Here is a 16666-nt window from a genome sequence, read left to right as displayed (position 1 = left end):
ATGGTACTGCAGGGGGGACCCTGTGGGAGAGTAGGACGCCGCCGAACAATTTTTGGGAAAGCCCCGCATCTTCGGATGCGGGGCTTTCTGCGTTTTAGGGCGGGCACTACGGTGGGGCCCATGAGCACCAGCGCCGAAGAGCGGTACGTGGTTCGGTCCCTGCGCGCCGAAGAATGGCCGGCCACACGGGAGTTGCGGCTCGCCGCGCTGCGGGACCCGGTCGCGCCGATCGCCTTTCTGGAGACGTACGAGGACGCGGTTGCCCGGCCGGACGCGTTCTGGCAGGAGCGGGCGGCCCGTGCCGCGGAGGGCGAGGTCGGTGCCCAGCAGGTCGTCGCCGAGGGACCGGACGGACAGCTGGTCGGGACGCTGACCGTGCTCGTCGAGGAGCCGGGGACGACGGACTGGGCCGGATTCCCCGTGGAGCGGCGCCAGGGGCACGTCGTGGGGGTGTACATGCGCCCCGAGCACCGCGGGTGCGGGCTGACCGAGCTGCTCTTCGACGAGGCGCTGGAGTGGTGCTGGGCGCGCGGGCTGGAGCGGGTGCGACTCATCGTGCACGAGGAGAACGGGCGGGCGCAGGCCTTCTATCGGAAGGTCGGGTTCGAGGCCAGCGGTGTCACCGTGCCGTTGGCCGGCCAGGAGGGCGCCTGCGAGCGGGAGTTCGTCCTGGAGCGAGGCTGACGTCAGACCGGGAGCTCGTCGTGGGGCCAGCGGGTACGGGCCTGTTCGCGGGAGCGGACGAGCGCCAGGGTCCGCAGCCCCTGCTCGGCTCCGGAGGCCAGCAGCCAGGGGAGTTGGGGGATGGGTGCCACCGCCGCCACGTCGTCGAGGACGAGGGTGAGTGGTGGGTCGAGCCGACCGGAGGATGACCGTTCGGCCATGCGCCGGCCGTGCTCGACCACGCTGGACACGAGCGCGGTGAGCAGGGGCATCGCGCCCGGGTTGGTCCGGGGGTCCTCGATGGATTCACCGACCACATAAAGCGTGCCCCCTTCTGCCACGAAGGAATCCAGGGCGAGGCTGTCGGGTCGATTCGGTGTGCACGATTCCCGGATGTTGAGCGTGAACAGCGCCGAGAGGGCGCGAGCGGTCAACTCGTGCGCCATGTCGCGGCGTTCCGGGTGGGCGGTGAGGGCGGCTTCCAGTTCGCCCGCGGCCCCTGGGGCCGCCTTGGGGTGGGTGCGCAGGGTGCGCACCGCTTCCTGCATCTGGGTGCCCTGGGACCAGCGGTGCACGTGCCGGATGGTGCGGTTGTCCAGGGCGGCGGCGTGCAGATAGCTGCGCAGGAGGGTCTGCGCGGTGTCGGTGACCGCCTGGTCGAGCCGGGAGGTGGGGCGTACCGGAGTCAGGAGGGCGGCGGCCCGTGCGAGCGCCGTCTCCTTGTCCTCGCAGTGGGTGATGGGGGACCAGTGCAGGCGGGCCGGGGTGTCGCAGGTGTGGGTGGGGTCGTAGAGGAGGGTGGGGCCCAGCTTTGCCCGGGGGTCCTTGGTGTCCTGCCAGAGGGACGGGTTCGAGGTGACGACGAGAGTGGGGCCGTCCGCCTCGCGGATCGCCTCGGTCGCGGTGGTCCGGCGATCCTCCTTGGCCGTCGCGTGGAGTCTGTCCCAGCCACCGGCCTCCCGGCCCGCGAACAGAGGGGTGCGGGGCGTCTGCTCCGGCTCGCTCTCCTGAAGGGTCTTCTCCGCCGGCTCCGGGGCCGGCGGCGCCACGACGGCCTCCGCGGTCCTCGGCGTCGGGACCTCGTGCGAGGCGGCGGGTTCGGGGGCCGGGGTGTGCCGTGCGGCCGCCCGGCGGCTCGCCTTGCCCGCTCTCCAGCGCGCCACCGTTCCCATCACGAAGAGCGTCAGCACGAGCAGCACCATCAGCTGGCCGATGAACAGCCCCCAGAACAGGCCGTACCCCGAGAGCTCCGCTCCCGGGGTCTGCGGCCAGGCGCCGGTGATGTCGTGCGGCTGGGCGATGAGGTGGCGCATGGCGAGCGGTGTGCCGGTGAACGTCACGCCCCGCGGCCAGGATCCGTGCGCGAACAGGCCGGCCAGGCCGGTCGCCGTCCAGACCAGCAGGGTCATGCCGAGCAGAAACCCGAGTATGCCGATCAGCAGGCCGTCGGGGATACCGCCCTGGGATTCCCGCCGGTGGTCGTCCGCTCTCACGCCGTCCCCTTTACGCCACGGTCGACTCGGAGTCGCCGAGGTGCTGTTCCATGAACGCCGCCGCTCGTTCCTCCGCCTCCAGCTCGGCGGCGCGCAGGGCGTCGTCGGTGAGGTCGGCCGAGGACTCGGTCATCGCGCGGTCGGTGAAGACCAGCGGGCGTTCCGTCTCCGTGACCAGGTGTTTGACGACCTGGACATTGCCGTTGACGTCCCACACGGCGATGCCCGGTGTCAGTGTGGGGATGATTTCCACCGCCCACCTGGGCAAACCCAGTACCCGGCCGGTCGCCCGCGCCTCGTCGGCCTTCTGCGCGTAGATCGTCCTGGTCGAGGCCATCTTCAGGATCGCCGCGGCCTCCTTGGCGGCCGCGCCGTCGACGACGTCGGACAGGTGGTGGACGACGGCCACGAACGACAGTCCGAGGCGGCGGCCGAACTTCAGCAACCGCTGGAACAGCTGTGCCACGAAGGGGCTGTTGATGATGTGCCAGGCCTCCTCGACGAGGAAGATGCGCTTCTTCCGGTCGGGGCGGATCCAGGTGTGTTCCAGCCAGACGCCGACGATGGCCATGAGGATCGGCATGGCGATGGAGTTGCGGTCGATGTGGGACAGGTCGAAGACGATGAGCGGGGCGTCGAGGTCGATGCCGACCGTCGTGGGGCCGTCGAACATGCCCCGGAGGTCACCGTCGACCAGCCGGTCCAGGACCAGCGCCACGTCCAGGCCCCAGGCCCGTACGTCGTCTATGTCGACGTTCATCGACTCGGCGGACTCCGGCTCGGGATGCCGCAGCTGTTCGACGATGTCGGTGAGGACCGGCTGGCGTTCGACGATCGTCTCGTTGACGTAGGCGTGCGCCACCTTGAGGGCGAAGCCGGAACGCTCGTCCAGGCCGTGCCCCATCGCGACCTCGATGATGGTGCGCAGGAGCGCCAGCTGGCCGGTGGTGGTGATGGCCGGATCCAGCGGGTTCAGCCGGATGCCGTGGTCGAGGGCGGCCATCGGGTCCAGGCGGATGGGTGTTATTCCCAGCTCCTGGGCGATGAGGTTCCATTCGCCGACGCCGTCCTCGCCCTGGGCGTCGAGGACGACGACCTGGCGGTCGCGGAAGCGGAGCTGACGCAGGACGTACGTCTTCTCCAGCGCCGACTTGCCGTTGCCGGACTCGCCGAGGACCAGCCAGTGCGGGGCCGGGAGCTGCTGGCCGTACAGCTGGAAGGGGTCGTAGATGTAGCCCTTCCCGGAGTAGACCTCGCGGCCGATGATGACTCCGGAGTCGCCGAGGCCGGGGGCCGCGGTGGGCAGGTAGACCGCCTGGGCCTGGCCCGTGGAGGTGCGCACCGGCAGCCGCGTGGTCTCCACCTTCCCGAACAGGAAGGACGTGAAGGCTTCGGTGATGACGGAGAGCGGGTCCCGCATCAGGGCATCAACCCCTACCTTCGGATTCCGGTGGCGAACGGGAGCGTGTTCACGAAGGCCCGGTGGTGCTCGCGGTCGCACCACTCCAGCTTCAGATACGACTTTCCGGCCGACGCCCTTATCGTGCGCTTGTCGCGGGCCAGTGCCTCCGGGTGGCGGGAGGAGACGGTGATGTAGCCGACCAGGTTGACGCCGGCGGCGCCGCTCGCGAGGTCCTCGCCGCGCTGGTCGAGGCGGTTGTGGGCGGCGATGTCGCGGGGGTCGACGGTGCGGTTCATCTTGGCGGCGCGGGACGCCTCCGCCTCGTCGTTGGTCTTCTCCGTCAGCATGCGCTCGATGGCGATCTCGGTGGGTTCGAGATCCATCGTGACGGCGACCGTCCGGATGACGTCGGGGGTGTGGACCAGCAGGGGCGCCAGGAAGTTGACGCCGACCGGGGTCATCGGCCACTCCTTCACCCAGGCCGTGGCGTGGCACCAGGGGGCACGGGTGGAGGACTCGCGGGTCTTCGCCTGGAGGTAGGTGGGCTCCATGGCGTCCAGCTCGGCCGGCCAGGCGTTGCGCTTGGTCATCGCCTGGATGTGGTCGATGGGGTGGTCCGGGTCGTACATGGAGTGGATCAGGGAGGCGAGCCGGCCCTGGCCGAGGGGCTGCCGTACGCGGATGTCGGCTTCCTGGAGCCGGGAGCAGATGTCCGTCAGCTCGCGGGCCATGACGACGGCGAGGCCGGCGTCGCGGTCCGCCTTTCCGCCGTGCGGGCGGGCGGCGCGGGCCATGGCGTGGGCCTCGGCGGCGAGTTCGCGGCCGTAGTGCATGCAGGCGACGAGGTAGGCGCGGTGCTGCTCGCTGCTGGTCGACACCATCGACTGGAGCTGGTCGTAGGACTGCTGGAGCCAGGGCAGCGAGCGTTCGTCGCCGCGTACGGCGACGTCCTTGGCGTGGGCGTCCGGGTCGGCGGGGAGGGTGCGGGCGAGCATCTGGAGGCGGGTGACGAAGCCGTCGCCGTTGGCCACGTGCTTGAGGAGGGTGCCGAAGCGGTCGACGAGGGCCTCCTGGTCCTCGCTGTCGCGCAGGCCGACGCCGGGGCCCTCGATCTCGATGGCGGCGGTGACGGTCTTGCGGTCCGCGTGCAGCAGTACGGCGATCTCGTCGGGGCCGAAGGGCGCGGCGAGCCAGGTGATGCGGCCGATGCCCGGGGGCGGGCCGATCTCGATCTCGCGCCCGTCGAGCCGGGTGCCGGCCTCCATGACGCCGGAGCGGTAGGTGGCGTTCTGGCGCACGGTGCGCTTGTAGCTGCGGTTGATCTCGAACCACTTGTAGAGCGTGCGGTGCTTGTAGGGCACGTAGACCGCCGCGAGCGCCAGCATCGGGAAGCCCATCAGGAGCACGATCCGCAGGGACAGCACCGGGACGAGGAGCCCGCACATCATGCCGAGGAAGGCGCCGACGATGATCAGCGCGATCTCGCCGGTCTCCCGGTTCCGGCCGACGATCGCGTTCGGCCGGGCGCGGCCGATCAGATAGGTACGGCGGGGCGTGACCGGATGGGACAGGTGGGACTCGGTCGTCAACGCCCATCACCTCCCGAGCGGTTGCCGCTGCTGTTGCGGGTGTTGCTGGCGTGGGGCGTGTTGATGGGGCTGGCGGAGCGGGGGGCGGGTGCGGCGGAGGGGGCGGATCCGCCTCCGCCGCTGGACGGGCGGGAGCTGTGCGCGGCGACGCCGCCGGCGGCCTGGTTGGCGGGGCGGGCGCCGCCACCGCCGGACTGGGCCTGGCCGTTGTTGTCGGCGCGGGTGCTGTGGGTCTTGATGCCCTGGGCGACCAGGGTGGCGGGGGAGCTGATCACGGCGGCGGCCTTGCCCTCGGCGTTCTGCATGATGCGGTTGTTGCGGGAGCCGGCGATCTCGTCTCCGAAGCCGGGGACGAAGCGGTAGATCATCGCGGAGGCGAAGATGGCGAGCAGGATGATCGCGAGGCCGGAGACGACGGCGGAGAAGGCGTCGGGGCCGTCGTCGGCGCTGAGGGCGCCGGCGAGGCCGAGGACGATCACGATGACGGGCTTCACGAGGATGACCGCGATCATGATGCCGGCCCAGCGGCGGACGTGGCCCCAGAGGTTCTTGTCGACGAGTCCGGCGTAGACGACGGTGCCGAGGAGGGCGCCGACGTAGAGCAGGGCGGCCCTGATGACGAGTTCGAGCCAGAGGACGCCGGCGGCGAGGATGCTGACCAGGGAGACGACGATCAGCATGATCGGGCCGCCGCCGATGTTCTCGCCCTTCTCCAGGGCGCCGGAGAAGTTGCCGAAGAAGGCGTCGGTCTGGTCGCCGGTGGCTTTGGCGAGGACCTCGGAGACGCCGTCGGTGGCCGAGACGACGGTGTAGAGGATCAGGGGGGTGAAGGCGGAGGCCAGGACGGTGAGCCAGAGGAAGCCGATGGCTTCGCCGATGGCGGTGGAGAGGGGGACGCCTCTGACGGCTCGCTTGGCCACGGCCAGGAGCCACAGGAGGAGCGTGAGGATGGTGGAGGCGGCGAAGACGACGGCGTACTGCTGGAGGAACTTCTCGTTGGTGAAGTCGACGTTGGCGGTGTCCTTCACGGCGGCGCTGAGCTTGTCGATCGTCCAGGCGGCGGCGTCGGCGCAGCCCTTGGCGAGGGAGGAGAGGGGGTCGAGGGTGGAGGTGGGGTCGAGGGAGGGTGAATCCCCACTCCGACTGCTGGACCCGTCGTTCCGCTGGCAGTACTCCTTGGCCTCGCCGACGATGAGGTCGCAGGGGTCGTTGCTCGGGGTGGGCGTGGGCGTCGGCGCGGCGAAGGCGCGGGTGGCCGACAGCACGGCGGCGGCCTGAACGGCTGTCACCAGGCCGGCGAGCTTGAGCACGCGATGCGGGTTACCGGGCATACGTGAACCCTCCGTACTCCTGGATGGCCTTGCTGATCTCCTCGGCGGTGGCCGCCGGATCGTCACCGGGGACCGGGGCGGGGCCGTCCTTCTGCGTGTCCGTGACGATCTTCCAGTCGCCGCCGGACCATTGCAGATCGAAGGTCCACGTCTTCCATGTGGACGTGACGGGATCGGTGGACTTCTCCCCGGACATACCGATGAGCCCCATGTACCAGACGGCGACCTTTGCGCTGGTGTCGCTGTGCTGCTCGACGGCCGTGCCCACCGGGACCACGCGCGAGACGAATGTGCTGCCGGCCGGTGCGTTGCCGCCGGCATCCAGCCCCAGCTTGCTGAGGAAGCTGGTCGAATAGGCCTCGTCCATCGGGCCTTTCAGAGCGGCCGCCGCATCCGAGGTGTACAGGGCGTCCACGATGCCGTGCCGGCTGTTCTTGTTGAACATGCCTGTGGAACCGAGCGTCACGGAGTAGTTCGCCGCCGCCGACTGAGCTCCCTGCTCGGTGCGGTCGAACCCGTTGGGGATTCCGCCCGACTTGGTGTCCACCGGGCGTTCGCCGCTTGCGGCCGTGGTCGAGGTCCGGGGGCCCGACGCGGCGTCCTCCGTTGTTGCGGGGGTCTCGGTGTCCTGGTTGGCGAAGGCGATGGCGGCGATGAGGAGGACCACCACGCCGACTACTGTGACGAGGCTTCGGGAGGAGTTGCGGGGGCGGCGGGGGGTGCCGCCGTAGGGTTCGCCGTCCGGCAGGCGGGTGCGGGTGTGCCCGGTGCCGCCGTAACCGCCGGAGGCCTCGTGTTCGTCCCCGGGACTCATGCCGCGTCCGCCCCCTCGATGTCGTAGCGGAGACCGTCGTACCGACTGACCGTGTAGGTGTACGACGGTAGCCGCGCGGGTCGCCGCGCGGGCGCGGTGTGGTGACTCGACATCAGGGACATCAGGGAAACGCAACCTCAGCCGGTGGGCACGACGGGCGGGTGGTGGGTAGTGGGGACCGGGCGCGCCCGGGGAGGACGTGGTGGGCGCTTACACCGCCATGCCGTACACGATGGTGAAGAGCGTGCCGAGGGAGCCGATGATGAACACCCCGGTGAGACCGGCGATGATGAGGCCCTTGCCCTGTTCCGCGCTGAAGGTGTCCCGGAGGGCCGTCGCGCCGATGCGCTGTTTGGCCGCCCCCCAGATGGCGATGCCGAGGCAGATGAGGATGGCGACCGCCATCACCACCTCGATCATCACCTTGGCCTCGTTGCCCAGGCTGCCGAAGGGGCCCCAGTCCGGAGCGATCCCGCCGATGATGGTGTTGATGTCTCCCTCGTCGGCCGCAAAGAGCATGTAAGTCACCGCCCCTGTTGGGTAGTTCCGCAGTCCCCTGCGGTGCGCAGAGGTCAGGCCTCATTCTCGCCGACAATGGCGCCGTCGTATGTCGACTTGACGTCATTGCTTGGCGGGTTTCGTACGAATACCTCGTATCGTCACTCTGTGTATCACGGCAGGTAACGCCGGGCAACGAGGTGGGTGCGGAACCTGTGGTGTGGTGCCGTCGTTGAGCCCTCTTCGTGACCGGAGCGGTCGCGCCGGGTGCTCGGGGTGCTCCGGGTGAAGGCTATCGCCGCGCGCGGGGCGGACGGTGACGTGGGGTCAGCGGGCCTCCTGCTCTTTCGCGGCGTCGCCTCTACACTGACGTCGGCGTACTGCCGGGTGGTGAGGGGCGGTTGACTGTGCGTAAGGCGTGGATCGCGGCGATCGCCGCCGTGGGTGCCGGGGTCGCCTTCGTGATGCTGCTCGTGGTGGGCGTGTACCTCGTGGCCGGGAACCTGGTGGGCGGAGTGGGCGGCGCCGGGCGGAAACTGGCCAAGGGGTCGGTGCCCGCGGCCTATCAGACGCTCGTGCAGAAGTGGGGCAATCTGTGCCCGGCCATCAATCCGGCCCTGCTCGCCGCGCAGTTGTACCAGGAGAGCGGGTTCAACCCGTCGGCCCGCAGCCCCGCGCAGGCGCAGGGGATAGCGCAGTTCATCCCGGGGACCTGGGCCTCGCACGGCATCGACGGGGACGGTGACGGGGACCGCGACGTGTGGGATCCGAAGGACGCGATCCCGTCGGCGGCCTCCTACGACTGCACGCTCGCGAAGTACGTGAAGGACGTGCCGGGCGACGCGACGAAGAACATGCTGGCCGCGTACAACGCGGGCGCCTACGCCGTCATCAGGTACGGGGGCGTGCCGCCGTACAAGGAGACCCGGAACTACGTCCAGGTCATCACGACGCTCCAGGAGAGCTTCGCCGCGCCCGTCGGGCGGGTCGATCCCTCCGAGCAGGCGGCCGGCGCGATCCACTACGCGCAGAAGAAGCTCGGCACGCTGTATCTGTGGGGCGGCAACGGCACGCCCGAGCAGGGCGGGCGGTTCGACTGCTCGGGGCTGACCAAGGCGGCGTACGAGAGCGTGGGGATCACCCTGCCCCGGGTGGCCAACGACCAGTACAACGCGGGACCGCACCCGCGGCGGGACGAGCTGCTGCCCGGGGATCTGGTGTTCTTTTCGGACGACCTCACCAACTCCCGGGCCATCCGGCATGTGGGGATTTATGTCGGTGGCGGGTACATGATCAACGCGCCGCGGCGTAACACGGTGATCCGGTTCGACCCGATTGACACCCCTGACTACTTCGGTGCCACCCGGGTGACCGAGGATGGCGCGAAAGCGCTCCCACCCGCGGTCTGACGGGTAGGAGACGGAACGTGAACCCCACCCCTGAGCTGCGGCGATGTATCTCTCTTCGATAACGTCTGCGTGATCATTCAGTGGAACGTGGAACGTAGTGACGGAGGTCGTGCGTTCCTGTTGACGTAGCCGACCGGACGGATCCAGCACGCGGATCGACGCGGGATCTACGGACCACGGGGGTGGTAGAGCGGCGCATGCACCGATGCGCCCGACGGACGACGACGAAGGGGCCGCTGCATCATGGCTGGACTCGCGCTATCCGGGTCGAACCCCGACGTCGAGCTGCTCTACGACATCAATGGCCTGGCCAAGGAAGCGCCGCGCTGGTTCGACCGGACCATGGAGTTCGTCGGCGAGTACGGGCTGCTGCTGGCCATGGTGCTGCTCGTACTGGCGTGCTGGTGGAGCGTGCGGCGGCGCGAGGGCGTCACCGGCGAGGAGGCGGCGGGCTCCGTCGCCGCGCTGGTGTGGGCGCCGCTGGCGGCGGCCGTCGCGGTGCTGGTGAACGTGCCGATACGGGGATTCGTGGAGCGGCCCCGGCCCTTCTTCGAGCACGAGGGGCTGGAGGTCCTGGTCGCCGGGAAGTCCGACTTCTCGTTCGTGAGCGATCACGCGACGATCGCGATGGCGCTCGGGGTCGGGCTGTTCGTCGCCCACCGTACGTTCGGGCTCGTGGGGATCGGGCTGGCCCTGCTCGAAGGTTTCTGCCGGGTGTACATGGGCGTGCACTACCCGACGGACGTCGTCGGCGGGTTCGCGCTCGGGACGGCGGTCGCCCTGCTGCTGTCGCCGTTGGCCACGGCCATGCTGACGCCCGTGATGACGGCCGTGGAGCGATCACCCCGCGCGGGGTGGCTGGTGCGGCGGCGGTCCGCGGCCGGGGGGCGGGAGGCCCTGATCCCGGAGGCGCGTCGCGGGGCCACGGAGACCGAGGAGCGCGACCTGGCGGCCTAGGGCCTGCCTAGAGCGCCTGTGGGTGGGTGAACACGCGGTTGGGGTCGTAGACGCGCTTCAGCCGGGTCAGGCGCGGGGCCGCGTCGCCGTAGTACGCCTCACGCCAGTTCTTCAGCGTCGGGTCCGTGTAGTTCTGGTAGGCGGCTCCGGAGGCGTACGGGCGCATCGCGCCGTGGGCCGAGGCCAGCCAGGACTGGGCCGAGGCGCCGGAGGTGCCGGGCCGCCAGGAGGCTATGTACTGGGCCAGCATCCGGGAGCGGCGGTGCACGAAGGCCGTCGCCGTCGGGGAGACGCGGTTGATCGCGCCGCCCAGGGCCGTGAAGGCGATGCTGCCGGCGCCGCCGCGCACCGACGACACCTGGGCGAGCAGGGCGCCGATGCCGGCCGACGGGAGCGAGCGGTCGAAGAAGTCGGAGCGGGCGGCGTACGTCTCGCGGCCGAGCGCGCCCTGCGGTGAGCGGCCGGGCGTGGTGCCGGGGAGGTGGCACTGGGCGTCGGTGGCGAAGGACGAGCAGCCGGCGTAGACCTCCATCGACTCCTCGTAGGAGCGCCGCTTGAGCGAGACGTTCGACGCCGAGGCGCCGACCCGGGCGGCGAGGCGGTCCACGGCGTTCTGGAGTTCGCCGTAGGTGCCCAGGGAGAAGGCGGCCACGGAGACGGTGGGGGTGCCGCCTGCCGTGTTCGCCAGGTGGAGGGAGGACCAGATCTCGTCGGGCTGGTCCGGGCCCCACTCCTGCCAGGCCCGCACGACCGCGGCCGCCTTGCTCCACGGCCAGCTCAGATATGCCGAGACCGCCTGCGGGGCCGGGTGGGTACGGAAGCGCAGCTCGGTGACGACGCCGAAGGTGCCGTTGCCCGCGCCGCGCAGCGCCCAGAAGAGGTCGGGGTGGTGGGTGGCGTCGGTGGTGATCTGCTTGCCGTCCGCGGTGACGAGGGTCGCCCCGGTGAGGCTGTCGCAGGTCAGGCCGTACGCCCGGGAGACCACCCCGTGCCCGCCGCCGAGCACCAGGCCGGAGACGCCGACCGTGGGGCAGGAGCCGGCGGGGACGGTGACGCCCTTGGCGGCCAGGGAGCGGTAGACGTCGATCAGCTTGGCGCCGGCGCCGACGACGGCGGTGCCGCCGCTCGCGCGGACGCCGCTGAGCCGGGAGACGTCGACGATCAGGCGGCCGTTGCCGGAGGACCAGCCGGCGTAGGAGTGACCGCCGTTGCGGATCGCCACGCGGATGCCGCGGGCGCGGGCGTAGGCGAGCGTCGTGGTGATGTCCTGGGGGTGGGCGACGTAGGCGACGGCGGCGGGCTTCAGGGCGTCGAAGCGGGTGTTGTAGAGCTGGTGGGCGGTGGGCCAGGAGGCCTCGCCGGGCCGTACCAGGGTGCCGTCGAGATCGCGGGCCAGCGCCGGCCAGTCGGCGGCGGCCGCGGTCGCCGGCGTGGTCGCGGACGTGGGGGCGGAGGCGCGCCCCGGGCGCGAAGGGGAGGGGACTCCGGCGGCGGTGGGTGTGGCCGTGGCGGTTCCGGAACCGCCGCTGCACGCCACCGCCGAGGCGATCCCCACGACCGCGGCGGCGCCGCCTCCGATGAACCTACGCCGTTCCATGCGCCTGCCTCCCGCTCCCGCCCGCTCGCACGCGGGTTCGTCAGACGAGACGACCCGGCGGGGGCGAGGGTTGCGCTCGGCACCGTTTCCGACCCGCCTCTTACCTGGATCAGTGACGCAGAGTCACCAGGGGCCGGGGGGCCTTGACCGGGGGTGTGGGGGTTCGGGTAACTTTCTGGTCAATTCCTGTTTTGTCCGCGCTGATGCGCTGAGGGAGGTCGACGAGGGACGTATACGCCGGTGCGCGTTCGGTTGGGACCTCCACGTGTTCTCCCCGTGAGCATTCCGTGACCTAACCGCACCGACCGAAGGGGTTCACCCTCCGTTCACTTACGGCCATAGGCGGCTTCACCTGATCTGCCTAATTTCGGCCTTACCGATGACGGGGGTGCTCGAAAGCGCGTCCACATCGGAACAGACCTCGCACGCCGCCGATCAGGACGGCGGCTCCTGGAAGGAACTCCCGAAAGTGAAGCTTCAGCGCATGAACCGGCGGGCCCTCACCCTCGGTGCTCTCGCCGTCTCCGGCGCCCTGGCCCTCACGGCGTGCGGCTCCGACGACACCGGCAACAGCGGCAGCTCGTCCGCGAGCGCGGCCGCCACCGGCTCGATCGACTGCGGGGACGCCAAGGGTCAGCTGCTGGCCGACGGCTCCTCCGCGCAGAAGAACGCCATCGACGCCTGGGTCAAGGCCTTCACGGCCGCCTGCAAGGACGTCCAGATCAACTACAAGGGCTCCGGCTCCGGCGCGGGCATCACCGCGTTCAACCAGGGTCAGGTCGCCTTCGCCGGCTCCGACTCGGCGCTGGACGAGGAAGAGATCGCGGCCTCCAAGGAGGTCTGCCAGGGTGGTCAGGGCATCGACCTCCCGATGGTCGGCGGCCCGATCGCCCTCTCCTACAACGTTCCGGGTGTCGACAGCCTGGTGCTGGACGCCGAGACGATCGCCAAGATCTTCGACAGCAAGATCACCAACTGGAACGACGCGGCGATCAAGAAGCTGAACCCCGACGCGGACCTGCCTGACCTCAAGATCCAGGCCTTCCACCGCTCGGACGAGTCCGGCACCACGGACAACTTCACCAAGTACCTGATCGCCACCACCCCGGACAACTGGAAGTACGAGGGTGGCAAGGCCTGGCAGGCCAAGGGTGGCCAGTCGGCCTCCGGCTCCTCCGGTGTGGCCCAGCAGGTCTCCCAGGTCTCCGGCGCCATCAGCTACATGGAGCTGTCGTACGCCGAGGGCATGGACGTCGTCGCCATCGACACCGGTGCCGCCGAGCCGGTCAAGGCCTCCACCGACGGTGCGACCGCCGCCATCGCGGACGCCGAGGTCGTCGGCCAGGGCAAGGACCTCGCCCTGGAGATCAACTACAAGACCAAGGCCGAGGGCGCGTACCCGATCACCCTGGTCACCTACGAGATCGTCTGCGACAAGGGCAACAAGGCCGACAGCCTGCCCGCGACCAAGGCGTTCCTGAACTACATCGCGAGCGAGGACGGCCAGGGCCAGCTGGCCGACGCCGGCTACGCGCCGATCCCCGACGAGATCATCGCCAAGGTCCGCACCACCATCGAGGGCCTGAGCTGACCTGAGTGCGCGGCCCGGCCCCCCGTACCCCGGGGGGCCGGGCTCCGCACCGTCCGGTGCACCGCCGCCAGGGGCCGTACGACAAGTCCGGCTCCGCAGACCGGAGAACCTGATGGACATAACGACCAAGCACACTGACGCGCATCCACCGATGCCCCAGCCGACGGAGACCGAGCGCAAGCGCGCCGCCCGCGGCGCCACCCGACCCGGAGACCGGATCTTCCTCGGTCTCTCCCGTGGTTCGGGCATCCTGCTGTTGGTGGTCATGGCCGCCATAGCGGTCTTCCTCACCTACCGTGCCGTCCTCGCCATCAGCGAGGACGAGGGCAACTTCCTCACCACGTTCGAGTGGAACACGGGCACCCAGCCGCCGGTCTTCGGCATCGCGGTGCTGGCCTTCGGCACCGTGGTCTCCTCGATCATCGCCATGGTCATCGCGGTCCCGATCGCCGTCGCCATCGCGCTGTTCCTCACCCACTACGCCCCGCGCCGGCTGAGCGGCCCGATCGCCTACGTGATCGACCTGCTCGCCGCCGTGCCGTCCATCGTGTACGGCCTCTGGGGCGCCCTGATCCTCGTACCGCAGCTGGGCGGCCTGTTCAGCTGGCTCGACGCGTACTTCGGATGGACCGGCATCTTCTCCTGGGACGGCGGCCCGGCCCGCTCGATGCTCACGGTCGGCATCCTGCTGGCGATCATGATCCTGCCGATCATCACCAACGTCAGCCGCGAGGTCTTCCGCCAGGTCCCGCAGATGCACGAGGAGGCGGCCCTGGCCCTCGGCGCCACGCGCTGGGAGGTCATCCGCATGGCGGTGCTGCCGTTCGGCCGCTCCGGCGTGATCTCGGCCTCGATGCTCGGCCTCGGCCGCGCGCTCGGCGAGACGATGGCCGTCGCCACCGTGCTCTCCCCCTCCTTCCTCATCCAGACCAGCCTGCTCGACCCGGGCGGCGGTACGTTCGCCCAGAACATCGCCAGCAAGTTCGGTGAGGCGGACACCTTCGGCCGGGACGCGCTGATCGCCTCCGGTCTGGTCCTGTTCGTCATCACCCTGCTGGTCAACGGCGCGGCCCGCGCGATCATCGCCCGCCGCAAGGAGTACTCGGGGGCCAACGCATGAGCCACGCCGTCCTCACCAAGCGCCCGAGCTCGCTGCGCGGCGCCAACCTGCCCAAGTGGGCGCCCTACGTGATCGCCGCGGGTTCCCTCGCGGTAGCCGTGGGCATCGGCATGGCGGCCGGGCTGGACAGCCGGATCCAGTGGGGCGTGATCGCCGCGCTGCTGTACGTCTTCGGCACCTTCGTCATCGCCACGGCCGTCGAGGGCAAGCGGCAGGCCAAGGACCGGGTCGCGACCTCGCTGGTCTGGGTCGCCTTCCTGCTCGCCGTCGTACCGCTCGCCTCCCTGGTCTGGGCGACCGTGCAGCGCGGTACGAAGGTCCTCGACGTCTACTTCCTGACCCACTCGATGGGCGTCGTCGGTGACCGCGAGGCCGGTGGCGGTATCTACCACGCCATCATCGGCACCCTGGAGCAGGTCGGACTCGCGACGCTGATCGCCGCGCCGATCGGTGTGCTCACCGCCATATACCTCGTCGAGTACGGGCGGGGGAACCTCGCCCGGGCGGTCACCTTCTTCGTCGACGTCATGACGGGCATCCCGTCGATCGTCGCCGGTCTGTTCATCCTCAGCATCATGCTGATCTTCGAGATGCAGCCCTTCGGCTTCGCCGGCTCGCTGGCGCTCGCGATCCTGATGATGCCGGTCGTGGTGCGCTCCACGGAGGAGATGCTCAAGCTCGTGCCGAACGAGCTGCGAGAGGCGTCCCTGGCGCTGGGCGTGCCGAAGTGGCGGACGATCCTGAAGATCGTCCTGCCGACGGCGATCGGTGGTATCACCACCGGCATCATGCTGTCGATCGCGCGTATCGCCGGTGAGACCGCGCCGGTGCTGCTGCTGGTGTTCGGTAACCCGTTCATCAACAACAACCCGTTTGAAGGGGCCCAGGCCTCGCTGCCGCTGTACATCTACCAGCAGTACTCTCAGAGCGCCGGTGCCGAACCTGCGTACGACCGTGCGTGGGCGGCGTCGCTGACGCTGATCGCCTTCGTGATGATCCTGAACCTGCTGGCCCGCGGCATCGCCCGCTGGAAGGCCCCCAAGACCGGTCGCTGACGCGGCCACACAGCGACCGAATTCCGAAAGAAGCAGTGATTTCACATGGCCAAGCGCATTGATGTCAGCGGCCTCAGCGCCTACTACGGCTCCTTCCGGGCCATCGAGGACATCTCGATGACCGTCGAGCCCCGTTCGGTCACGGCCTTCATCGGGCCGTCCGGATGTGGCAAGTCCACGTTCCTGCGGACGCTCAACCGGATGCACGAGGTGACTCCGGGCGGGCGGGTCGAGGGCAAGGTCATGCTCGACGACGAGAACCTGTACGGGCAGGGGGTCGACCCGGTGTCCGTGCGGCGTGAGGTCGGCATGGTGTTCCAGCGGCCGAACCCGTTCCCGACGATGTCGGTGTACGACAACGTGGCGGCGGGGCTGAAGCTGCTGGGGTCGTTCAAGAAGTCCCAGCTGGACGACATCGTGGAGAAGTCGCTCAAGGGCGCGAACCTCTGGAACGAGGTCAAGGACCGGCTGAACAAGCCGGGGTCGGGGCTGTCCGGTGGTCAGCAGCAGCGGCTGTGCATCGCGCGGGCGATCGCTGTCGAGCCGAACGTGCTGCTGATGGACGAGCCGTGTTCCGCGCTCGACCCGATCTCGACGTTGGCGATCGAGGACCTGATCGGGGAGCTGAAGGAGCGCTTCACGATCGTCATCGTGACGCACAACATGCAGCAGGCCGCGCGTGTGTCGGACCGGACGGCGTTCTTCAACCTGTCTGCGGTGGGGCAGCCGGGCAAGCTGATCGAGATCGACGACACGGAGCGGATCTTCTCGAACCCGTCGGTCCAGGCCACGGAGGACTACATCTCCGGGCGTTTCGGCTGATCAAGCCCCTCGCGGTGCTGCATGGCGGTGCCACCGCGAGGACGAAAAGGGCCCGCCCCTGGCTCCCGGGGGCGGGCCCCGTCGTTTTCTGGTGCGCGGGGGTGCGGGTGGTGCGGGGGGTGCGGGTGGTGCCGGGGTGCGGTCGCGCGGGGGTGCGGGTCTCATCGGGGGGCGGGAGGTGCGGGTCTCGTCGGTCGCGCGGGGGGTGCGGGTCTCGTCGGGGGGGGGGGGGGGGGGGGGGGGGGGGGGGGGGGGGGGGGGGGGGGGGGGGGGGGGGCGGGGGCGCGGGGGGGGGCGGGGGCGCCCGGCCGGGGCCCCCCCCCCC

At 70.1% G+C, this 16666-nt stretch carries 14 protein-coding genes; 7 read left to right on the top strand and 7 right to left on the bottom strand.

Annotated features, from left to right (window positions below; translation table 11 throughout):
- Positions 1–120 precede the first annotated feature (120 nt).
- Positions 121–684: a GNAT family N-acetyltransferase gene (locus ACIP2X_RS38510; RefSeq protein ID WP_401683310.1), complete on the top strand. Its 564-nt coding sequence runs from the start codon at positions 121–123 to the stop codon at positions 682–684.
- A 2-nt stretch (positions 685–686) separates the two neighbouring features.
- On the opposite strand, the gene ACIP2X_RS38505 is transcribed toward ACIP2X_RS38510, so the two are convergent.
- From ACIP2X_RS38505 to ACIP2X_RS38480, 6 genes are all read right to left on the bottom strand, one after another.
- Positions 687–2156 carry a type VI secretion protein gene (locus ACIP2X_RS38505; RefSeq protein WP_401683307.1) on the bottom strand — a complete coding sequence of 490 codons (1470 nt, stop codon included), beginning with the start codon at positions 2154–2156 and terminating at the stop codon, positions 687–689.
- Positions 2157–2166: 10 nt separating this feature from the next.
- On the bottom strand, positions 2167–3576 hold the full coding sequence (locus ACIP2X_RS38500; RefSeq protein WP_401683304.1) for an ATP-binding protein: 1410 nt from the start codon (positions 3574–3576) through the stop codon (positions 2167–2169).
- Between the two features lie 14 nt (positions 3577–3590).
- Positions 3591–5147 carry an SCO6880 family protein gene (locus tag ACIP2X_RS38495; RefSeq protein ID WP_401683301.1) on the bottom strand — a complete coding sequence of 519 codons (1557 nt, stop codon included), beginning with the start codon at positions 5145–5147 and terminating at the stop codon, positions 3591–3593.
- Positions 5144–6478 (bottom strand): hypothetical protein, encoded by a 1335-nt coding sequence (locus ACIP2X_RS38490; RefSeq protein ID WP_401683298.1) that lies wholly within the window; start codon positions 6476–6478, stop codon positions 5144–5146. The genes ACIP2X_RS38495 and ACIP2X_RS38490 overlap by 4 nt, the downstream gene beginning before the upstream one ends.
- The gene (locus ACIP2X_RS38485; RefSeq protein ID WP_401683295.1) at positions 6468–7292 is read right to left on the bottom strand and encodes a hypothetical protein; all 825 of its coding nucleotides are present in this window, start codon (positions 7290–7292) and stop codon (positions 6468–6470) included. Before ACIP2X_RS38485 ends, ACIP2X_RS38490 begins: the two co-directional genes overlap by 11 nt.
- Positions 7293–7502: 210 nt before the next feature.
- Positions 7503–7811: a hypothetical protein gene (locus ACIP2X_RS38480; RefSeq protein ID WP_006136301.1), complete on the bottom strand. Its 309-nt coding sequence runs from the start codon at positions 7809–7811 to the stop codon at positions 7503–7505.
- Positions 7812–8191: 380 nt separating this feature from the next.
- Here ACIP2X_RS38480 and ACIP2X_RS38475 point away from each other — a divergent pair, with 380 nt between their 5' ends.
- Both ACIP2X_RS38475 and ACIP2X_RS38470 read left to right on the top strand, forming a co-directional pair.
- Positions 8192–9199, top strand: coding sequence for an NlpC/P60 family protein (locus ACIP2X_RS38475; protein ID WP_401683291.1), 1008 nt, complete (start codon positions 8192–8194; stop codon positions 9197–9199).
- Between the two features lie 243 nt (positions 9200–9442).
- Positions 9443–10156 (top strand): phosphatase PAP2 family protein, encoded by a 714-nt coding sequence (locus ACIP2X_RS38470; protein ID WP_401683288.1) that lies wholly within the window; start codon positions 9443–9445, stop codon positions 10154–10156.
- A 7-nt stretch (positions 10157–10163) separates the two neighbouring features.
- Here ACIP2X_RS38470 and ACIP2X_RS38465 read toward each other — a convergent pair whose 3' ends face one another.
- Positions 10164–11753, bottom strand: coding sequence for an FAD-binding oxidoreductase (locus tag ACIP2X_RS38465; protein ID WP_401683285.1), 1590 nt, complete (start codon positions 11751–11753; stop codon positions 10164–10166).
- Between the two features lie 469 nt (positions 11754–12222).
- Between ACIP2X_RS38465 and pstS the strand changes: the two genes are divergently transcribed.
- The 4 genes from pstS to pstB all read left to right on the top strand — a co-directional run bounded on the left by pstS (position 12223) and on the right by pstB (position 16341).
- Complete coding sequence (pstS, locus tag ACIP2X_RS38460; protein ID WP_401683282.1) at positions 12223–13344, top strand: phosphate ABC transporter substrate-binding protein PstS; 1122 nt, start codon at positions 12223–12225, stop codon at positions 13342–13344.
- A gap of 112 nt (positions 13345–13456) precedes the next feature.
- Positions 13457–14464: a phosphate ABC transporter permease subunit PstC gene (pstC, locus tag ACIP2X_RS38455; protein WP_401683279.1), complete on the top strand. Its 1008-nt coding sequence runs from the start codon at positions 13457–13459 to the stop codon at positions 14462–14464.
- Complete coding sequence (pstA, locus tag ACIP2X_RS38450) at positions 14461–15519, top strand: phosphate ABC transporter permease PstA (RefSeq protein WP_401683276.1); 1059 nt, start codon at positions 14461–14463, stop codon at positions 15517–15519. Before pstC ends, pstA begins: the two co-directional genes overlap by 4 nt.
- 45 nt (positions 15520–15564) lie before the next feature.
- On the top strand, positions 15565–16341 hold the full coding sequence (gene pstB, locus ACIP2X_RS38445; RefSeq protein ID WP_401683273.1) for a phosphate ABC transporter ATP-binding protein PstB: 777 nt from the start codon (positions 15565–15567) through the stop codon (positions 16339–16341).
- Positions 16342–16666 lie beyond the last annotated feature (325 nt).

Source organism: Streptomyces sp. NPDC089424 (assembly GCF_044749345.1).
In the GTDB taxonomy this organism is placed as follows: Bacteria; Actinomycetota; Actinomycetes; order Streptomycetales; family Streptomycetaceae; genus Streptomyces.
The sequence above is the reverse complement of the archived record's forward strand: the minus strand, read 5'-3'. Positions and strand labels throughout refer to the sequence as shown.

Coding starts and splice junctions, on each gene's coding strand:
- pstA (WP_401683276.1), top strand. CDS start 14,461: ATGAGCCACGCCGTCCTCACCAAGCGCCCGAGCTCGCTGCGCGGCGCC.
- ACIP2X_RS38500 (WP_401683304.1), bottom strand. CDS start 3,576: ATGCGGGACCCGCTCTCCGTCATCACCGAAGCCTTCACGTCCTTCCTG.
- ACIP2X_RS38485 (WP_401683295.1), bottom strand. CDS start 7,292: ATGAGTCCCGGGGACGAACACGAGGCCTCCGGCGGTTACGGCGGCACC.
- ACIP2X_RS38470 (WP_401683288.1), top strand. CDS start 9,443: ATGGCTGGACTCGCGCTATCCGGGTCGAACCCCGACGTCGAGCTGCTC.
- ACIP2X_RS38465 (WP_401683285.1), bottom strand. CDS start 11,753: ATGGAACGGCGTAGGTTCATCGGAGGCGGCGCCGCCGCGGTCGTGGGG.
- pstC (WP_401683279.1), top strand. CDS start 13,457: ATGGACATAACGACCAAGCACACTGACGCGCATCCACCGATGCCCCAG.
- ACIP2X_RS38490 (WP_401683298.1), bottom strand. CDS start 6,478: ATGCCCGGTAACCCGCATCGCGTGCTCAAGCTCGCCGGCCTGGTGACA.
- pstB (WP_401683273.1), top strand. CDS start 15,565: ATGGCCAAGCGCATTGATGTCAGCGGCCTCAGCGCCTACTACGGCTCC.
- ACIP2X_RS38480 (WP_006136301.1), bottom strand. CDS start 7,811: ATGCTCTTTGCGGCCGACGAGGGAGACATCAACACCATCATCGGCGGG.
- ACIP2X_RS38510 (WP_401683310.1), top strand. CDS start 121: ATGAGCACCAGCGCCGAAGAGCGGTACGTGGTTCGGTCCCTGCGCGCC.